Source organism: Paenibacillus shirakamiensis (assembly GCF_017874255.1).
GTDB lineage: Bacteria > Bacillota > Bacilli > Paenibacillales > Paenibacillaceae > Fontibacillus > Fontibacillus shirakamiensis.
Window position 1 is genome coordinate 1,212,058 of sequence record NZ_JAGGLD010000001.1, and the last position, 18,800, is coordinate 1,230,857.

At 42.2% G+C, this 18,800-nt stretch carries 19 protein-coding genes; 2 read left to right on the forward strand and 17 right to left on the reverse strand.

The features are described 5' to 3' along the window. Nucleotides 1-30: 30 nt before the first annotated feature. The 9 genes from J2Z69_RS05635 to J2Z69_RS05675 all read right to left on the reverse strand — a co-directional run bounded on the left by J2Z69_RS05635 (nucleotide 31) and on the right by J2Z69_RS05675 (nucleotide 7,803). Nucleotides 31-759 (reverse strand): amino acid ABC transporter ATP-binding protein, encoded by a 729-nt coding sequence (locus J2Z69_RS05635; protein WP_209859911.1) that lies wholly within the window; start codon nucleotides 757-759, stop codon nucleotides 31-33. Continuing rightward, nucleotides 752-2,194: an amino acid ABC transporter substrate-binding protein/permease gene (locus J2Z69_RS05640; RefSeq protein ID WP_209859912.1), complete on the reverse strand. Its 1,443-nt coding sequence runs from the start codon at nucleotides 2,192-2,194 to the stop codon at nucleotides 752-754. Before J2Z69_RS05640 ends, J2Z69_RS05635 begins: the two co-directional genes overlap by 8 nt. 262 nt (nucleotides 2,195-2,456) lie before the next feature. Then, nucleotides 2,457-3,038 carry a hypothetical protein gene (locus J2Z69_RS05645; RefSeq protein ID WP_209859913.1) on the reverse strand — a complete coding sequence of 194 codons (582 nt, stop codon included), beginning with the start codon at nucleotides 3,036-3,038 and terminating at the stop codon, nucleotides 2,457-2,459. Nucleotides 3,039-3,069: 31 nt separating this feature from the next. Beyond that, nucleotides 3,070-4,125, reverse strand: coding sequence for a phosphotransferase enzyme family protein (locus J2Z69_RS05650; protein WP_245338959.1), 1,056 nt, complete (start codon nucleotides 4,123-4,125; stop codon nucleotides 3,070-3,072). 163 nt (nucleotides 4,126-4,288) lie between these two features. Beyond that, on the reverse strand, nucleotides 4,289-4,609 hold the full coding sequence (locus J2Z69_RS05655; RefSeq protein WP_209859919.1) for a rhodanese-like domain-containing protein: 321 nt from the start codon (nucleotides 4,607-4,609) through the stop codon (nucleotides 4,289-4,291). Nucleotides 4,610-4,655: 46 nt separating this feature from the next. Further along, nucleotides 4,656-5,441, reverse strand: coding sequence for a sulfite exporter TauE/SafE family protein (locus J2Z69_RS05660; RefSeq protein WP_209860534.1), 786 nt, complete (start codon nucleotides 5,439-5,441; stop codon nucleotides 4,656-4,658). 315 nt (nucleotides 5,442-5,756) lie between these two features. Continuing rightward, complete coding sequence (locus J2Z69_RS05665) at nucleotides 5,757-5,984, reverse strand: sulfurtransferase TusA family protein (protein ID WP_209859921.1); 228 nt, start codon at nucleotides 5,982-5,984, stop codon at nucleotides 5,757-5,759. Between the two features lie 13 nt (nucleotides 5,985-5,997). Next, nucleotides 5,998-7,146: an MBL fold metallo-hydrolase gene (locus J2Z69_RS05670; RefSeq protein ID WP_209859923.1), complete on the reverse strand. Its 1,149-nt coding sequence runs from the start codon at nucleotides 7,144-7,146 to the stop codon at nucleotides 5,998-6,000. 69 nt (nucleotides 7,147-7,215) lie between these two features. Further along, entirely contained in the window at nucleotides 7,216-7,803 is a 588-nt protein-coding gene (locus J2Z69_RS05675; protein ID WP_209859925.1) for a sulfurtransferase TusA family protein, read from the reverse strand. 311 nt (nucleotides 7,804-8,114) lie between these two features. Between J2Z69_RS05675 and J2Z69_RS05680 the strand changes: the two genes are divergently transcribed. Then, nucleotides 8,115-8,492 carry a DUF3992 domain-containing protein gene (locus J2Z69_RS05680; RefSeq protein ID WP_209859927.1) on the forward strand — a complete coding sequence of 126 codons (378 nt, stop codon included), beginning with the start codon at nucleotides 8,115-8,117 and terminating at the stop codon, nucleotides 8,490-8,492. 41 nt (nucleotides 8,493-8,533) lie between these two features. Then, nucleotides 8,534-8,875: a DUF3992 domain-containing protein gene (locus tag J2Z69_RS05685; protein ID WP_209859929.1), complete on the forward strand. Its 342-nt coding sequence runs from the start codon at nucleotides 8,534-8,536 to the stop codon at nucleotides 8,873-8,875. A gap of 26 nt (nucleotides 8,876-8,901) precedes the next feature. On the opposite strand, the gene J2Z69_RS05690 is transcribed toward J2Z69_RS05685, so the two are convergent. The 8 genes from J2Z69_RS05690 to J2Z69_RS05725 all read right to left on the reverse strand — a co-directional run bounded on the left by J2Z69_RS05690 (nucleotide 8,902) and on the right by J2Z69_RS05725 (nucleotide 18,794). Then, the gene (locus tag J2Z69_RS05690; protein WP_209859932.1) at nucleotides 8,902-9,483 is read right to left on the reverse strand and encodes an S-Ena type endospore appendage; all 582 of its coding nucleotides are present in this window, start codon (nucleotides 9,481-9,483) and stop codon (nucleotides 8,902-8,904) included. Between the two features lie 328 nt (nucleotides 9,484-9,811). Beyond that, nucleotides 9,812-11,638, reverse strand: coding sequence for a beta strand repeat-containing protein (locus J2Z69_RS05695; RefSeq protein ID WP_281069369.1), 1,827 nt, complete (start codon nucleotides 11,636-11,638; stop codon nucleotides 9,812-9,814). Nucleotides 11,639-11,855: 217 nt separating this feature from the next. Beyond that, nucleotides 11,856-13,517: an exo-alpha-sialidase gene (locus J2Z69_RS05700; RefSeq protein WP_209859935.1), complete on the reverse strand. Its 1,662-nt coding sequence runs from the start codon at nucleotides 13,515-13,517 to the stop codon at nucleotides 11,856-11,858. 247 nt (nucleotides 13,518-13,764) lie between these two features. Beyond that, complete coding sequence (locus J2Z69_RS05705) at nucleotides 13,765-14,814, reverse strand: 1-phosphofructokinase family hexose kinase (RefSeq protein WP_209859936.1); 1,050 nt, start codon at nucleotides 14,812-14,814, stop codon at nucleotides 13,765-13,767. A gap of 224 nt (nucleotides 14,815-15,038) precedes the next feature. Further along, nucleotides 15,039-15,674, reverse strand: a complete 636-nt coding sequence (locus J2Z69_RS05710) for an undecaprenyl-diphosphatase (RefSeq protein ID WP_209859938.1) — start codon at nucleotides 15,672-15,674, stop codon at nucleotides 15,039-15,041. Then, the gene (locus J2Z69_RS05715; RefSeq protein ID WP_209859940.1) at nucleotides 15,661-16,467 is read right to left on the reverse strand and encodes a COG4705 family protein; all 807 of its coding nucleotides are present in this window, start codon (nucleotides 16,465-16,467) and stop codon (nucleotides 15,661-15,663) included. Before J2Z69_RS05715 ends, J2Z69_RS05710 begins: the two co-directional genes overlap by 14 nt. A 175-nt stretch (nucleotides 16,468-16,642) precedes the next feature. Further along, on the reverse strand, nucleotides 16,643-17,332 hold the full coding sequence (locus J2Z69_RS05720; RefSeq protein ID WP_209859942.1) for a response regulator transcription factor: 690 nt from the start codon (nucleotides 17,330-17,332) through the stop codon (nucleotides 16,643-16,645). Continuing rightward, on the reverse strand, nucleotides 17,307-18,794 hold the full coding sequence (locus J2Z69_RS05725; protein ID WP_209859944.1) for a sensor histidine kinase: 1,488 nt from the start codon (nucleotides 18,792-18,794) through the stop codon (nucleotides 17,307-17,309). The genes J2Z69_RS05720 and J2Z69_RS05725 overlap by 26 nt, the downstream gene beginning before the upstream one ends. Nucleotides 18,795-18,800: the final 6 nt, after the last annotated feature.

Sequence of the window (18,800 nt, forward strand, 5' to 3'; positions counted from 1 at the left end):
TAGTTCAATATATAATGCTCATTTGCTTTCTTACAGCACTTTCTCCAAAAAACTAATCGTCCGCTCATGTGTGGGATTCCCAAATACTTGCTCCGGTGTACCTTCTTCGACAATATATCCGCCATCCATGAAGATAACCCGATCGGCCACTTCACGTGCAAAGCCCATTTCATGGGTAACAATCATCATCGTCATTCCCTTACCTGCCAAATCGTTCATAACGGATAGAACTTCGCCTACCATTTCAGGGTCCAAGGCCGAAGTCGGTTCATCGAAAAGCATAATGTCTGGATTCATGGCAAGAGCCCGCGCAATAGCAACTCGTTGTTTCTGTCCACCTGACAATTGACTGGGGAAGGCGCTCGCCTTATCCGAAAGACCTACCTGTTCTAACAGGCGAAGTGCGGAAGCTCTTGCTTCTTCTTCCTTTTGCTTACCTAGTTCAATAGGAGCGAACATAATGTTCTTCAGGACGCTAAAATGAGGAAATAGATTAAAGTGCTGGAAAACCATACCGATATTCTCGCGCACTTTGTTAATATCCGTCTTGGGGTTCTGCAGGTCCTGACCATCTACAATGACCGTTCCCCCTGTAATGTCTTCAAGGCGATTAATACAGCGAAGGAAGGTACTTTTGCCAGAACCGGATGGTCCAATGACGCAGACCACTTCCCCTTCTTTTACTTGCATATCAATGCCTTTTAGTACCTGATTCGTTCCAAAACTTTTCTTAAGACCTTCTACCTGGATTTTATCCACGACGTACCTTCCTTTCCAGGCGATTCGAAATTTTTGTTAATACCGTAATTATAATCAGATAGATAATGGCTACTTCCAGCCATATATCAAATGAAGCGAGCGTTCTCGCGATAATAATTTTTCCAGACTGCGTCAACTCGACTAGGCCAATAGCCGATAGAATCGACGTATCTTTAAGTGTAATGACTAGCTGATTAATAAAAGAAGGAACCATAATTCGAATGGCTTGCGGAATAATAATCTTCATCATCGCTTTGCGATAAGGCAAGCCTAGGGACCTAGCCGCTTCCATTTGGCCCATATCAATAGACTGAATTCCTCCACGAATGATCTCTGTCATATAAGCCCCGGCATTTAGACTCAGCGTCAAGACAGCTGCAAGGAATAACGGCATGGTGAAGCCGAAAGCTTGAGGAATACCGAAGTAAATGAAGAAAGCAAGCACCAGCAATGGAATACCTCGGAACAGATCTACGAATACGGTTGCCGCACCTCGTAACCATTTATTCTGACCCACCTTCATGAATCCGAAGATCAAACCTAGAATAAATGCAACAATTAATGACACAATCGTATAAAGTAACGTCTTACCTAACCCTTTTAATAGAGAAGGAAGAGATTCAAGAAGTAATTCTCCGCGGGTTTGCGTCTGCGCTGTAACTGCATTGCTACCAATATACTTATCTAATATTTTTTGGTACTCTCCACTTTCGCGGAGATGTGTAAGACCTGCGTTGAATTTTTGCAAAAGTTCTGCATTTTGCCCTTTATCAACAGCAAACCCATAAGAAGCACCTTTTTCCTTCTCCGTAACAGTCTTTAATCCGTTGTTCTGATTCACGCCATAAGCTAGCACCGGATAGTCATCGAAACAAGCTACGGAATTACCGGTTTTCACGTCCTCATACATCTGAGCAGACTCATCAAAGGGAACGATAGTAAAGCCATTTTTTGCCGCTATCGATTCTGCGAATCTGTACCCTTCAGTCCCTGTTTTTACAGCTACTTTTTTACCCTTTAGGTCTGCATAATTCTGAATATCTGTCCGGTCTTTCCGCACAGCCATAATTACACCCGAGTCAAAGTAAGGATCAGAAAAATCAAATTTCTGCTTCCGTTCGTCGGTAATACTCATTCCTGCAATCACACCATCAACCTGATGGGTCTCTAGTGCCTGAACAGCCGCATTAAACCCAAGTGATTTAATTTCATACTTGAAATTCTGATCTTTAGCAATTGCAGCCAATAAATCCATATCAATACCCACAAAATGATTTTGGGCATCTTGGAATTCAAATGGAGCAAAGGTCACGTCCGTGCCAATCTGATACGTTTTGCCTGATTCAGCAGATACACTTGGCGATCCAAAAGGGATGCCTGCAATACATAGAAGAAGCATGGACATACTAATAACTATCATTCGTAACGTTTTCATAGGGGCCCCCTCTTGTTGTACAACATCTTAAGAAAGTTACCCAGTAACTATGCTTTCTTAAACAGCTGTTATTGTAATTTTCATCCAGACGCGCCATAAACAAACCCTAAACTATATTATGGGGTCATCGAGAATATATAACATAAAATTAAGGAATTAGCCATTTACAATATCTTGTAGTTACTCTGAAAGGTGCTCGGAATCAGGGTTGAACATTTACGTAAGGCCGTTTAGTTCTAAATAGTTAGAGTTCACATTGTTGTTAATCTCTCAAAATTTGAAGATCCGCAACTTTATTGTGAGCATCCAATGAAAGTACAAGCCTCTCATTATCGATACTAAAAAATCCTCTTTCCATCCCTAAACGATATACAACATTATCATCTTGTGCAAAATATGCAGGTTCCGTCTGCTTCCCCAATAATTGGGTGACTTGTTGTTTGGTCATTCCTTTTAAATTGTAATTCGCTACCAGATCATCCACCATATATACACGTGATTCAAGATCATGTATCCACCGATTTTGAGAGAAGTGTGACGCTTGCTCATTCATACTAAGTTTGGTAAACAAAACTGCGCTCATTACTAAGCCACCCAGACCGAATGCAAATAATACTTTATGATTCCGTGGATTAGGCAGAACTTGTTTACTTTTTACTAGCCAAAAGATTAAAAGCAGCAAAAAAATATACGGTAAAATAATGGCGGGAATGCTGATGGCACTTAATGAAGAGTGCATGGCGTCAATAAAATAATTGTAGAAAACATCAAGAATTATAAAGAGGACAACATACATAACGAGTAAACCCCACATGATTTTGCTACTATAATGTTTCTTTAACATCGGACGGACCTCCAAAGTTCAATCTGATATTTTAGACAGTATAAAAAATACGTTCTCCGCTCAAAAATGGTATGCAGTATTTATTACACAGTACCGGCATACGATCGTGCATCCAAGTATAGAAAGATTCATTGTCCATTTGAAAAGCATAAAATCCTATAATTGCAATCAACATAAATCCTTCCACTAAAGTTAAGTCTTCACTTGTTATATGCTCTTCTTGTCCATAGTAACCCTCTATAAATAGATGCCTATACTTACTAGGAATCATCGACGCTCCCATGGCTACATCAGACAGAAAATAACCAGGCCCGAAAAACCCAAAATCAATAAAACTTAAATTCCCCAATGACGACACAATGACGTTGCCCAGCCCTAAGTCACCATGGATTAATCCCCATGTATCAGACGTTTTCCCCTTGCATTCAAGTCGAGAGTTAATTAGATGGACCGACTTCTCGATTACTGCGACATCAGACACGGTGAAAAGATCCAGTTTCAGACCTTTCTTCAAAGTGTTTATCAGCTGTATATTATAAGGTAAGCCTTGCTGCGGTCGGCTCAAAAGACTTTCATGCTTGTATTGCTTAAAAAACGAATGAAGCTCAGCAAGTTGTGCGCCTAACCTTTGAACATTCGCAGGATCAGTCACATCATGTTTATCTAGATCTCTTCCCTCTAACCAAGTTAGGATAGAGCACTTCAGACTTATTCCCTCATGATCTATAAACGTAATGAACTCTCCAGATTTATTGCGGAGGGGAGACTGTACTTGTATTGAACAGGCGTGGGACAGCTGCTCTAGCATCTTAAGTTCACCAATTAGCCCTTCATACGTATGTTGAATCCCTGTCATGCTTTGCGTAAGAGATTGGTGAATTCTTAGAACATATGAACCTCCTTGCTCATCATGAACCTTATAAGTTCTATTCTCATTGTGTCGAAGGTAAGTAACGACTGGTTGCTTCAAACCATAATGTTCTTGCAATACTTGAATTAATGTCTCCTCCATAACTAACAAATTCCATCCTTTCTTATCCCAAAAAAATCCAATAACCCACTTATTAACCATAACATACTGATACAAGTACAAACATATAAAAACAAAACAAAAAACCTCTGCTAAAAAACAGAGGTTTCTTGCTTAAGGGGCATCTTCGAGTTTGATAATTTTATTTTTTAACTACTACATGCTAGCCCCATATACACAAACCAAAAATTAGGTTGATGCGTAAGTGATAGGGTGTACTCTATTTGTTAAATAAAGATTCATCCGTCCACGCACTTAGTCCACCAGACATATTTAGAACTTTGAATCCTTTTTCCGTCAAAAGCTCGCAGGCTACCCCACTCCGATTACCACTTCTACACATTACAATGATCTCCTCAGCAGCCTTTAATTCCTTGTAACGTTCGACTAGTTGTCCAAGAGGAATGTGCTGAGCGCCCTCAATATGTCCTTCTGACAACTCGTCTGCTTCCCGGACATCTAGCATAACTACACTTTGTCCTTGATTAAGGCGATCGGCTACTTCCTCAGGTGTAATCGAAGGTAGATGGTTAAATGACATGATAATCATCCTTTCAAATTTAATTTCTCTTTTCAACAACATATAATTAAAGGATGGAAGACCATACTTTAATTGCTGTACAAGTTATCAGTACGATAAGACCATAACGCAGTACGTTTACATTGATCTTTGCACTTAAAATAGAACCGACCGGTGCGCCAATGACGCTCCCCATGACAGTAAATAAGGTGGGCCATAAAGGAATTCCACCCCCTGAAATTTTACCGATGAGTCCTCCGATTGCAGATACAAATACTATAGCTAAGGAGGAGGCAATCGTTGTACGCGTTGGTATTTTGAGTATCTTTATCATGATAGGAATAAGAATAAACCCTCCCCCAGCTCCGACAATCCCCGATACCATACCTATAAGAACCGCCAATCCCACGGCAAGACTTTTGTTAAAGTTCAGCTTCGAATTCTGCTCTTCCGTTCCTCGATTAGGAATTAGCATGAGAATAACAGCAAGCACGGCAAGAATCCCATAGATGAAGTTAATCATGTCACCCTGGATATAACCGGACACCCATCCGCCAAGAAGACTACCCACAAGGATACCGCTTCCCATGTACATAACTAATTCTGTATGGATCGAAGCGCTAGATTTACCTGAGGTACGATAACCAATAATTCCAGCAAGGGAAGCAAAAAAAACTTGGAACATACTAATTGAAGACACTTCATGCGCCGAAAAATGTGCTACACCCATTACACTAGGCACATAGAGGAGAAGTGGATAGTTAATTATGGCTCCTCCGATGCCAAGCAATCCGGAAAAGAAAGAACCGACTAGTCCAAGCACAACCATCACCAGAAATAGGAGAATCCTAATCCTCTCCCTTCTTAAAATATTACTAATAAAAAACTAAAAAACACTTTGCGAAAAAAGAAACGTCGCTTATAATAAAACCAAGTATATTCATCAGAAATGGGTGATTATTAGTGTTCACAAAGCTCAAGCAAGTTTTTGAGAATAAATGCCCCCATTGTCAGGACAAATTGCTGATTGAATTCAATTCGATCTGCTCTACTAAATACTGCCCGCAAGGCCATTATAAAGAAGAAAACTACGGCTCATTAGGCGTTAGACTTGTCTACGAAGCAGAGAAATAAGCAAACACTTTGGTGTTCGCTTATTTATTTTTTTTCATACTTTTCTAACATAAAATATATGGACACCCTGGTCTTCTTCATAGCGAACAAGCTCTTGCTTGGTCTGCTTCACCCACGCCTGAAAGTCGTTCACTGAACCTTTATCCGTGGATAATACTTCCATTATTTGTCCTACTTCAAGCTGATCGATCGCTTTCTTTGCTTTAACGATCGGCAGGGGACAGGACATACCTTTAGTATCTACAGTTATAGTTGCTTTCATAATGTTGTTCCTCCTAGTTGTCATGGACAGCACAGCGATTAGGACCCATCTCCATGTCGCGTTGCTCTTCTTTACTGGTTGTTATTTTCCCCATATTCATACGACGAATTTCTTGATAAGCATGAGGCTGCGAAGGCAGATTCTCAGATACAGCTATTCGAAATATTTCTTCACTATCTATGTTCAAACCAGCATTGTTACGATATAGCTCTGACAATTGGGCCATAACCTTTCCCCCTTCACCCAGCTCCGTTATTTTACCAAAGTGAGCAGGAAGTACGATTAAATCTTGTGCTAACTGCTTATATCGATGGTATAAAGAGGTTCGAAGATCTCCAACCCAATCGTCTGCTTTCCCCGCAAGATCAGGACGTCCAATGGATTCAATAAAAAGAATATCGCCGGTCAAGAGATACTGCTTATCCACTATAAATGAGGTACTTCCTTTGGTGTGGCCTGGTGAATAGATCGGCTCCATGTAAATGGCTGTGCTTCCGATGGTAATGTTGTTGCCTTCTTCTAGCTTGGCATAGGGAAACACGACTTCATCAGCATCTTTAGGGGGTAACCAATACGTAGCTCTCGTCTCTTCAGCTAATTTCCGTCCACCCGATATATGGTCGGCGTGAAGATGCGTATCCAGCACATGCTTAATCTGTACGCCGCTCTCCTCAGCGAATTGAACGAAGATTTCAGTCATTCGCAACGCGTCGATCACTGCCGCTTCTCCCTCAGACATGATCATATAGGAAAGACAACCTTTACCCAATCTCACGAACTGATAGATGGCTCCGCCCTGCTTCAGGTCTCCAATCTTTACTGGCTGTAAATATTCATTCCAAGATTTCATGCCCCCTTGAAGATAATACACTTGGCTTATACCTGCATCAAGCATCTGTTCTGCTACATACTTGGAAGAGCCTTCCTTAGCACATACCACGAGCAAGGTTCTTCCAACTGGCACCTTTTCCATTATGGATTCTACCCCATCTAACAATTGGAAGTACGGAATATTGATTGTCTCCGTGTTTTCACCTTCAATTCTCCAATCATTAAAATCACTTTCATTACGTACATCGAGTATGAATATCTTTTCTTTCGTTAGTATTATTTGCGTTAGTTCTTTAGCGGTCATAGCAATTACACCTGTGGTAGATGTCATAAGGTTTCCCTCCATTTCATGTGTGTGAAAAAAGCATTCGTTGCTGAGTATTTGAAGGGGATTAATTCTTTAATCTCGTTCTGTAGGTCCAGACCATGCGGACATGCCCGGTAAAACATTATTCACTTGTGTAAAACCATGACGGGCCAGAATATGGCATGCCAGATCACTTCGTGTACCGGTTCGGCAAATTACATACACCGGGTCATCTTTTTGAAATAGTTCTATTGAAAGCAAATCCAGCTGTCTCTCTAATTCACCCAATGGAATCGAAATTGATTTTGGAATACGATGAAATGCAAATTCAGCAGGCTCACGAACATCCAAAATGGTGACAGCCTCATGATTCATGAGCTTTTGTTCCAATGCTTGATTGGTTATCGTGCGAGGAAAATGCAGCTGGTCCTTGACCTCACTGGGATTAGATTTTCGAATAAAGTGTCTAAAAATGTGATCTTTGGTTGCAGTGCCCAAGAATTGATGACCCGTATGCTTAGCCCAAGCTTGAAGATCGGCTAATGATCCTTTATCCGTAGCTTGAATTTCGATGACCTGCCCAGCCTTGAGCTCTTCTATTGCTTTTTTTGTACGTACAATCGGCATAGGACATGCGAGTCCCTTACAATCTAGGATCTGATCTACTTGAATCTGAGCCATAATACTAAGACCTCCCTAACTTTTGAATTGATGTTTGTTTTGGGCTTCCATTAGATTTTTCGAATTAACAATCTGCAATACATATACCCCTATGGGTATTAATATAGTTATTCTAATACACCTTGTCAACTGTTTAATAGCCCCATTCTCGAAGAAAACAGATTGTTTAGCCTGTCACATATGATCATTTAGCAGGCGAATGCGGATCATTACATACTCTTCATCTAACAATAGGATACATGCCCAAGCCAGAGGATGCCCTTATGCATTAAATAGCAAATAGTAGTGAATTGAAAAAGGGAGGCTTTAATATGGCTTGTGGTAGTAGCAATACGACAGCATTAACATGCTGTACCGAAAAAAACTTCGTTCAAGATAAAGTATGTACGCCATGGAGTGGTACGGTCGTCGCAGCGGATGTTCTAATCGTGACCTTTACGAACAATATTAATCAAAATATCGTGGGTACGGGCTACATGCAATATGACATCGGTCCAGGACCCATTACGTTCAACTTTTTAGATTCTACAGGAGCCGTAATTAATGCTACACCTTTTACGCTAGCACCTGGGTCCTCTCTAGCCTTCACCTATCGGCGGTTCAGTGCAATTCAAATTACTTTACCCGCGGCAGTACCTGGCACATATCAGGGAGAATTCTGTATCACTACTAGATATCCGGTCCAGTAAAAAGGTTCTGAAGACTCACTTTATAGGAGGGGATGAAGTAAATGTGTAATAACGATATTGCACTTAGTTGTTGCTTAGATAAGATTAGTGTGCAAGATAAAGTATGTACAATTATTCAACTTGCTGCCGCAGGTACACAGGTGATATATACAGATAACATTGCCCAAATTATTATGGGCACAGGTTATGTTAAATTCGAGACTGGAACAGGTACGATGACTGTTAATTTTCTGAGAACAGGTGTTGCAACTCCCATTCAAACCGTGACTATTGATCCCGGGGGAAGTACCTCTTTTAGTGCGGCAAGATTCGATACGATCTCCGTCACCACTACGGCTCCAGCTCAAGGAGAATTTTGTATCACCGTACGCTATACACTATGAGCTACATCCGTATTAAAAAGGTGAATTCATCCATCGGATGAATTCACCTTTTTTTCTTCTATATAGAAAGGATCTCTCTTGCCCTCAATTTGAACTGTCGTTGAGACTACATACTTTCCTTCAATATACATTTGCTTATCCCCGTGCGCACTTAATCGAATGGAATGAATGCTTTGACCAATAAAGTTAACCGTATTCCCAGGGGTAACTGTTAACTCCTTCTTGTCAAGCCCCTGTATGTCTACATTTAAAACATCCGTACTACCCGGGCTTGAAAATAAACTGAGTTGTACCAATGTATTGAGCGAATTCACTTCCATTTCCCAAATTTGTATGTGAGATTGTTGGTCGGTAATTAATATATTCCCACAACATTCCTTTTCCACCACATGGGATGGAGGCCATGCATATGGATCATTTGAAATGGCGCTTGCGGTCGAACTAGATATATTAGTAACCGGTACATTAGTAAGTTGTGTAGGATCTGACGTGTAAGAGAGTGTGTTTGATAAAGGGCTGGTATTAGCTGTTGAAATGGAACGAACATCCATCCCCGCATTTAAATTCGTAGTTGTTGAATTTGGAGATGGAAAGGAGCTTAAAGGCAATTGTCTATTGGGCAGGGGATCCCCCACAGATGTGGGCCACTGTAAAGGAATTGTTTTGGGATAGATAAAGCGAATCGAAATCTGATTACTTGAATTGCGAGATCTTCTTCTTTTTCTATATGGGTAGGGAAGTCTAATGTTCTTCCTTTGTGTAGAGGGACGCCTCTTCCTGAGGAGTATAAGCAGAATGAGAAGGATAAGTAATACTTTTCGCCGTACAAACCGTCTCCGTCTCATATCCTTTCCCCTCTCTCAAATCGCTCCATTAGTTATAATAAATGTCACGAGGAGGCACATGGTTAATCTTTAAGTGAACTTTTTTCTAGATTCAAGTTAATTCATGTATGGACCATACAACACCGTTACCTACTCCCGTGCCCACATTCAGCGATACGGCTAGGCCATTAGCATTATAAAAAAGCCCTACCACATCACCTGCACTGAGTGTAACTTCTCCAGCTAAAGTCACCTCACCCGAGCCTAATACGGCTCTGAGTGTAAGTACTAAGGCCACATTCACATTTAAAATGGGCAAAAACCCACTCACTAAACTAGTTGCTGTTGGGGCCGTTCTTTGAATCGCAAAAAATGGATTAACCCCCGCACCAAGACTTGTTGTTAGTGCAGCAGTTGTTGAGAAATTAATTGTGGCGAGCAACGTGTATCTTCCTGAAGTAGGGGCAGTGTAATTACCTGTGACGGAGTTAAAACTTGCACTTCCATAGTAAGGTGAAGCTACAGACCAGTTCGTAAGTTGTGCACTCGTACTTACGTTTAAAGTAGATAAAAAAGCAGAAAACCCTTCTGTAGACACATTAGGCCCTGTGACACCTGTAGCTCCTGTAGGTCCAGTTGCTCCAGTTGCTCCAGTTGCTCCGGTCACCCCATTCGTGCCGTTCGTTCCGGTGACTCCCGTATTTCCCGTCGCACCCGTTACCCCGGCAATTCCCGTTGCTCCTGTGGGTCCAGTCACTCCGGTCACTCCGTTCGTGCCATTCGTTCCGGTAGCTCCTGTACTTCCCGTCGCTCCTGTTACCCCATCAATGCCCGTTGCTCCTGTGGGTCCAGTTGCTCCGGTCACTCCGTTCATACCATTTGTTCCGCTTGCTCCCGTATTCCCAGTCACGCCTGTCACCCCGACAGTTCCCGTTGCTCCTGTCGGTCCAGTTACTCCGTTCGTGCCGTTCGTTCCGGTAGCTCCTGTATTTCCTGTCGCTCCCGTCACCCCGGCAATTCCCGTTGCTCCGGTCGGTCCAGTTACTCCGGTCACTCCGTTCGTGCCGTTCGTTCCGGTAGCTCCCGTATTTCCCGTCACGCCCGTTACCCCATTCGTGCCGTTCGTCCCGGTTGCCCCCGTACTTCCTGTCGCTCCTGTTACTCCGGTATTTCCCGTCGCCCCTGTCAGCCCAGTCACTCCGTTTGTGCCGTTCGTTCCTGTTGCTCCCGTACTTCCCGTTGCGCCTGTTACTCCCGCAGTTCCTGTCGTACCTGTTGGCCCAGTCGCTCCAGTCACTCCATTCGTGCCGTTCGTTCCTGTTGCCCCCGTACTTCCGGTGGCTCCCGTTACTCCTAGCGCGCCCGTCACCCCGGCAGTTCCCGTCGCCCCTGTCGGCCCGGTGGCTCCCGTCACCCCATTCGTGCCGTTCGTTCCGGTTGCTCCCGTACTTCCCGTTGCGCCTGTTACTCCCGCAGTTCCCGTCGTCCCTGTGGGCCCGGTCGCTCCGGTCACTCCATTCGTGCCATTCGTTCCTGTTGCCCCCGTACTTCCCGTTGCGCCCGTTACTCCCGCAGTTCCTGTCGTACCTGTGGGCCCGGTCGCTCCGGTCACTCCGTTTGTGCCGTTCGTTCCAGTGGCTCCCGTACTTCCCGTCGCTCCCGTCAATCCAATTATTCCCGTTACACCTATAGCTCCTGTTGGCCCAGTTACTCCCGTATTCCCGGTGGGTCCGGTTATACCCATAGCTCCAACGGCTCCGGTTGCCCCTGTCGCTCCCGTTGGTCCAGTTGCACCAGTCGCTCCCGTTGCACCAGTCACTCCTGTAATACCTTTTTTCGGCGTAATCCCATCACAACTCAAAGAAGACATAGAACTACATCTATGGGATGAATAATCTTGATAAGGGACGTTACTATTGCAGGAGCTACAATAATTCATACATAGAACCTCCCTTCTTTGCATATCGATTTTGCTTAACTCATATCTTTCAGTCTATTAATTTACGATTCAATTCTTTATTCGAAATAGTATATGTAAATAGTAGTATGCATGTTTGTACTAGTGCCTTCCTCATGCTTTAAGTAATTCCATTACGGAGCCTAATACAAAAACACCCCTCCATTCAATTCATGGAGAGGTGTATAAATATCCTAACTTAAGGAGCTTCTACCCAAGCTTTGTTAAAGCGAGCAAGAGATATCTTAGTAGAAGCAGGCTTCTCGTAAAACACCAAGATCGTTTTATCAGGAGCCACACCAATGTCAGAATATCCATTGCTTCCTGCATAAATTTCTTTGGATTTATTCCATGTGGTTCCATCATCACTACTCATACGGATGGTCATATGTGTGCGTGAAGAAGTGCTTGCTGGATTCGTGAACAAAATGGTAGAAGCATCATAACGCTGAAGGCTTCCTTCGCATACCGGATCAATAAGGACTTGATCTGCGCGAGGAGTGCTCCATACTCCAGTTACTCCACTAGAAGTGGATACTGCACGGTACGTTGTACCGGGATTACGCATGTTGGTCATTAGACTGCCATTAGATAATTCAACCATCATGTTCTCGTGAATTTTGGTGAATCCAGTAGGGTTAGGCACTTTGGAACCTGCGTTCCAAGTCAATCCACCATCACTGCTATAGATGGATGCTACTGTACTATTCGTCCAATTGGCTGTAGTCAGATAAATAGGCACAACTAACTTACCGTCTTTCAGTTGAATGCCGTGGCCTGGTCCCATACCCGCTCCTGATAAATTGGCAAAGTAATAAGGGTTAGCAGGATCTTTATACGCCGCTAGAGCAGAAGTAATTTCTCTTGTCTCTCCCCAAGTCGCACCATTATCGGTACTTGTACGGATGAAATACTGACAATTTCCCCATTTCCAGCGGCCCCATAGCAAGTGAACTTTACTCCCTGTGTTCTCTGTTAGAAGCATCGGATTCATCTCTGCATTCCCTTGAGATTTACCTGGAGACATGATGACTGAATCGGAGAAAGTAGCTCCTCCATCCGTGCTTCTTTTTAGCAAAATATCTGTTGGCGTCTGGTCTCCACCAGATCTGCCTTCTACGGCAACGAGAACGGTACCATTCGCAGACACAGCAATACTTGGAATTCTATATTGTGCATAGCCCTTGCCATCACTAGTATCGAACAAGGTAGCTTCATCAAAGGTTGCTCCAAGATTTTTGATCTGTGCATCCGTAAGCGCTACATTGTACAATTGTACTTGATTGAGATCTCCTGCATAGAACCACTGAGCTCCACCACTGTCTACATTGCGACCGATAGACAAGGAATTGAGGTTCGTTACATTTTTGAAGAAAGCCGTGGATGTAGCTGACCCTTTAAGATATCCATCGACGAAAATTTTAGTGCCACTGCTATTTACTGTAAGTACAGCCGTATGCCATTTCCCATCATTGTACGTTCCATCTGCATTGAGCTTCGTTGCATATACTCCATCTTCACGATTTTCGAAATATACGGTGCCATTATTCATAGTGAATGAGATATTGCTTGAAGCATCTGCCGTGTGTGAAGCGCTAAGAAAGGTTTTGGCTTGTGCCGTACTGGAAGATTTGAACTGAACAACCATAGACCCTTGTGTTAAATTAGCTACTGTACTGATATCTGCCGTTTTATCTACGAAATCACTTGTTCCATTAAATGTCTGATTAATTGCATAATTCAGCACCTGTCCATCTACATCTGCTAACGCTTTGGAAGCCATGGGATTCATGCCTACAAGGCAAGTCATACATAGAGCAAGACACAAGAATACGCGGAAGTTCAACTTCATTTTTGTCATCATAAGTCTCCTTCTGATTCATAGTGGTTAATATCAATTCGAGCCTCCTTCTCTAAAGAATGCGCTTTCAAAATGAATATAAGCTTTCCTGAGGTCAAAACATATACCTCTTTTTTTACTTTAGGGGTGATACTTTGACCTTTTGGAATCTATCAATTGATATTTATTGGCATATGTGCTTATTCCCCTATATTTGTTAAAATATTGCTGTAAAATATGTAAAAAAATCTCTTAACTCGTCCTTTACCTATTTATCCATGTTAGGGTTATTGCCCCAACTCTCGATGACTATGTCTTTCAAGACAGCTCTCACATCATCCATGCTGATGAAACCCGCGGCTGGATTCATTGCGTTGGCTGAACCACAAGCTGTGGCATATCGTAAGCATTGCTCTACCGGAAGCTGCTGTGTATAGGCATAGGCATACCCTGCCACAAAAGCATCACCGCTTCCTACAGGATTCAATACGTTCACAGCAGGAGTGAGAATTCGATACTGTGTATCATGAATTTGTGCTATAGCTCCTCTTGAGCCTAGGGTAACAATCACTTGAGGGATGGAATACGTTACTGAAAGTTGACGTAGCACTTGACCATATACCTTTTTCAAGCTTTCTTCTGAATGTGTACTTGCGTCCAATGGAACTTCAGACTCGAACTCATTTGCGTTAAGCCAAGGCCTGATTTCATCTTCATTGGGTTTGATAAAGTGCGGCCCAGCCTTCATTCCTTCTAATAACGGTTGTCCACTAGCATCCAGGAACACTTCAGCCCCGGCTTGTTTAGCTATGTCAATAAGTTCCAGGTACAGCTCAGGTCGGCAACCTTTAGGTATACTCCCTGAGAAAATGAGAAGTTGATCTCGCCTAGCAAGATGACGGATTTTGTCCTTCATCCTATTTTCATAGGCTAACTGCACTTCAGGTCCTGCCTCTATAATTTCTGTTGAGGTATGATCGTTTTGATTCATGAAATTAAGACATAGCCTTGATTCCCCAGAAATCTCTACAAACTCAGATTGAATACCACTTTTCTGAACATCTTGTACTATAAATTGTCCGTTAAATCCAGCAACAAAGCCCGTCGCAGTGACTTGTCTATGGCCTAATTGGCTCAATACCCGCGCTACATTGATCCCCTTTCCCCCTGCCATCGCAAGAAAGTCCTTAACCCGCATCACTTCTCCATCTGACCAGCCTTCTAGATAATACGTTTTATCGATTGCTGCATTCAAGGTAACGGTAACAACAGAAGTTTGATGTAAGGAAGGTATATTTTTTGCTGCTTGTGAAGTCATGTGGATCTCTCCCATCGGTTGAAATAAACTCGACACTTAATACACACAATGCTGTCGTATTTTCTTTAAGGATATGTATATAAATAGGCTTTATCTTATGTAATACAAGTTCAAGATCGTTCATCTATTATAACACTTTAATAGTGATTGGTTGCATGGTGGTCGATTGCATGAAATTCTTCATTCTGAAAGAAAATAAAAACCGAAGGGAGACATCCATTCGGTTAGGCACCTTTCTTTTTATTTTTGAATAATTCTTTAGATGACTTCTCATAGCTAGGCCACAGTCTATGTTCTAATTTTTGATAACCAATTATAACTTGTTGGAAGATGTGCTGTATTCTAATGGAACGTTGAGTTAAGGCATGTACAACATAAGCGACAGCAATTCCGATCAGAGCACCGCCTATGACATCCGAGAGGTAGTGTACCCCTGTCCATACTCTTGAGAAGGCGATACCCGATGCAAGTATAAGCCAGGCACCCCCTTCTTTTTTACGAAAGATCCATATGGATGTAGCAATGACAAAGGCACCTATAGCATGATCACTAGGAAATGATGCATTGGCTGGATGGGGGATGAGTTGAAGTACGGCATGATGAACAAATGGACGATCTCTGTAGAAGAAATGTCCGATTACTCCACTACATATCAAGGCCATAATTGCAGATATACAAGCCTGTAACGTCATCATTCGTTGCGCTTTTCCTCTAGTGAACCAATATAGAATTACCCCTAGGAAAAAGATATATTGTGCATACGAAGCAAAAAATATCATCAAAGGATTCAGAAAAGTTAGGGTATATCCTAACTCATTGATTTTTTGAAAAATTAAATAGTCTAGATTAGAGAGACTCATGTTCATCTTCCTTTTCTAATGTGGATACTACAAGTTTTGGAGACTTGGATAAATACAGAATCAAGAATAGAATGACGACGATAAAGAATAGACTGATTTCTGTCGTTCCCATGTTCAATCCACCCTGAGCTTTAGGCTGAGTCAGATAATCCCCTAGCGAGGCGCCAAGTGGACGAGTCACAATATAGGCCGCCCAGAAGGCAAGAACAGCATTGAATTTGAGATGAACATAAGCTGTAGTAATGATTCCAATGATAGCTCCAAAAAGAACAGCTGAGAGGAGATAGCCTACATTCAGACTTTCCGAAACCCAATCTCCAGCCGCCGTCCCTAAGGCGAAGGTTAGCAAGATGGTTAACCAATACAGCATTTCACGTCTTCTAGTAGTGATAAAATGAATGTCTAGCGTTCCTTCCTTCTTCCTCCATAATACAAAGGTTAAAGCTAGCGCAATTGCGAACACTAAGGTGGTTACCTCTAGAGGTACACCGAACTGATCCACTAGATTATCAGTAATTAATGTTCCGACCACACTAACAAGTAGAACCGTAAGCCAATATTTCGCAGGTACATAAGTAGGGGATACGACTTGAAATAGAAGAGCCGTTAGAAACAGCGCTAACATTACAAAAGTAGTATTCGTGAGTCCCCAAGACAGATTGAAATTCAGAACATCAGCCGCCGTTTCTCCTACTGTTGTTGCCATAATTTTGATAATCCAGAAAATGAATGTGATCTGCGGAACTTTAATTCCACGTTGTTCCTTCCCCTGAAGTTCAGTTTGTATCTCCATTGCTATTCTTCCTTCCATGCAACATAGATTGTTGTAGAGTATTAATTCCTCCTTCTCTGTAAGGATAAAGGTCAAATCTAAACGGTTAATGAACCGCTTCTTAAATAATTCTTAACTGTCATCAGACAAAAAAAAGCCAAAGCAAATTGCTTTGACTTGAGAGCACTTAGGAGCATTAGGAACGAAATCGATAGCCTGCTCCCCACAACGTTTCGATATATACAGAATGTGTAGAATCGCTCTCGATTTTCTCACGTAACTTACGAATGTGGACGGTGACTGTCTGCGTATCTCCTACTGCCTCGATTCCCCATACTTTCTCAAAAAGGTGATCTTTACTAAATACATGATTGGGATGTAAGACTAAAAAATAGAGCAAATCAAATTCTTTGGTCGTCAACGTTACTTCTACATCTTGGACATAGACCCGGCGAGAATCAGGATTGATTCTCAGTCCTCTCATGTCTAATTCATTCGTAGGCATATTCCTTCCACGAAGACGATCATACCGTGACAAATGCGCTTTGACACGTGCTACGAGTTCTGCGGGCTTGAAAGGCTTCGTCATATAATCATCTGCGCCCAGACCTAGACCTCGGACAAGATCGATATCTTCACGCCTTGCAGTGACCATAACAATGGGAATATCTAATTGCTCTCGAATTTTTTTACATACTTCAAAACCCGTGAGCTTAGGTAACATTACATCAAGCACTATACATTCATATATACCGGATAATGCAAATAAAAGTCCTTCTTCACCATCTGTAGCAATATGGGTTGTATAGCCATTCATTTCTAGATAATCACGCTGTAACTCAGCAATGGATGGTTCGTCTTCAACGATAAGAATATGTCGTGTCATCATCTAACTCTCCTTCATCAATCGGTAAAACAATAGATAGGGTTAAGCCCTCACCCATCAGACTTTCAGCGTAGATCATTCCTCCGTGACCCGTGATAATCTGCTTCGCAATGGCCAGCCCTAAGCCACTGCCCCCCGTATTCGTATTTCTGGATTGTTCCGCTCGGTAGAATCGCTCAAACACATGATTGCAGGCTTCCGCTGGGATACCCGGCCCGTTATCTGAAATGGTAAGTATGAATTGCTGCCCTTGCTGCTTCGTAAGAAGCGTAATTGTTCGATTAGGCTTGTCCATATATTTCAGACTATTTTGAATAATATTAGCAAGAACACGTTTAAATGATTCTCGGTCTACTCTTACGTAAGTATGTTCTCCTTCTAACATAACTAGCTTTAACTCCACACGTTGTTTATCCAGCTCAATGTGCAGTTCTTCCGCCCAATCTTTAAGAAAGGGCAGGATAGGAACCGATTCAAAATGGAATTCAACCTTCTGCATATCTAATTTGGAGTACAGGAATAGTTCATCGATCAAATGGTCCATATCGCCAGCTTTTGTGGCAATTGTACGCATGTACTTTTCATTTTTTTCAGGTGAATTTGCTACGCCCTCCAGTATTCCGTCAATGTACCCCTTGATTGCCGTAATCGGTGTCTTCAGATCATGGGATATATTCGTAATGAGCTCTTTCCGATTATTCTCATATTGTTGCTGAATCTGGATGGACTCCTCAAGCTTGGAACGCATCGCTTCAAAAGCCATGCCTAACTGCCCTAACTCATCTTTTCCATGTATCGCAATTTGAAAATCCAGATGACCTTCGGTAACATATATTGCCGCTCTGCGTAGTTCTTGTAACGGACGAATAATCTTTCTCGACATGTATGTGGTAAGGAGAATATGAGTAACTAAAAGTGTGAATAGCGTAGCAAGGAACAGTATAGGAAAAAAGGTTCGGACAAAATGAACCCATGGATCCATTTTCGTAAGTAGAAATAACGTAATAGGTTCATTGGCCTTGGACAAGAGATCGTACTGAGCTACCTGCATCCATGTATCATGCAGTTTCAATTGAATAGGCTCATGATGCTCCCCCTCTTTTACAAAAGAAGAAAGGCTATCGGTAAGCTCTTTGGAGAGCACTAACGATGTGGATTTATACAGCGTGCCCTGTGAAGAACGAATATACATGTTAGTATTTTTCTTAAGTAAATCTGCTGAGAAATCATCTAGAAACTGGGTATTGCTGAGCAAATCTTTATTTTGGACAAAGGTATGCTTGATTAAGTTATGCATATCCCCTTCTTCAATCCCTTCGAATTTGCTCTCATAAGCATTCTTCAAGCTTTGCACATCACCGCGATATACAAAAGTTAATAAAATTGCCATGATGCCAATCAGAACTAAAGGGATGACGAGCATCGCAGCATAAGAAAGCAGTAATTTTACTCGAATAGACATCTAAAC

Coding starts and splice junctions, on each gene's coding strand:
- J2Z69_RS05640 (WP_209859912.1), bottom strand. CDS start 2,194: ATGAAAACGTTACGAATGATAGTTATTAGTATGTCCATGCTTCTTCTA.
- J2Z69_RS05645 (WP_209859913.1), bottom strand. CDS start 3,038: ATGTTAAAGAAACATTATAGTAGCAAAATCATGTGGGGTTTACTCGTT.
- J2Z69_RS05655 (WP_209859919.1), bottom strand. CDS start 4,609: ATGTCATTTAACCATCTACCTTCGATTACACCTGAGGAAGTAGCCGAT.
- J2Z69_RS05665 (WP_209859921.1), bottom strand. CDS start 5,984: ATGAAAGCAACTATAACTGTAGATACTAAAGGTATGTCCTGTCCCCTG.
- J2Z69_RS05670 (WP_209859923.1), bottom strand. CDS start 7,146: ATGACATCTACCACAGGTGTAATTGCTATGACCGCTAAAGAACTAACG.
- J2Z69_RS05675 (WP_209859925.1), bottom strand. CDS start 7,803: ATGGCTCAGATTCAAGTAGATCAGATCCTAGATTGTAAGGGACTCGCA.
- J2Z69_RS05680 (WP_209859927.1), top strand. CDS start 8,115: ATGGCTTGTGGTAGTAGCAATACGACAGCATTAACATGCTGTACCGAA.
- J2Z69_RS05685 (WP_209859929.1), top strand. CDS start 8,534: ATGTGTAATAACGATATTGCACTTAGTTGTTGCTTAGATAAGATTAGT.
- J2Z69_RS05695 (WP_281069369.1), bottom strand. CDS start 11,638: ATGAATTATTGTAGCTCCTGCAATAGTAACGTCCCTTATCAAGATTAT.
- J2Z69_RS05700 (WP_209859935.1), bottom strand. CDS start 13,517: ATGACAAAAATGAAGTTGAACTTCCGCGTATTCTTGTGTCTTGCTCTA.
- J2Z69_RS05705 (WP_209859936.1), bottom strand. CDS start 14,814: ATGACTTCACAAGCAGCAAAAAATATACCTTCCTTACATCAAACTTCT.
- J2Z69_RS05710 (WP_209859938.1), bottom strand. CDS start 15,674: ATGAGTCTCTCTAATCTAGACTATTTAATTTTTCAAAAAATCAATGAG.
- J2Z69_RS05715 (WP_209859940.1), bottom strand. CDS start 16,467: ATGGAGATACAAACTGAACTTCAGGGGAAGGAACAACGTGGAATTAAA.
- J2Z69_RS05720 (WP_209859942.1), bottom strand. CDS start 17,332: ATGACACGACATATTCTTATCGTTGAAGACGAACCATCCATTGCTGAG.
- J2Z69_RS05725 (WP_209859944.1), bottom strand. CDS start 18,794: ATGTCTATTCGAGTAAAATTACTGCTTTCTTATGCTGCGATGCTCGTC.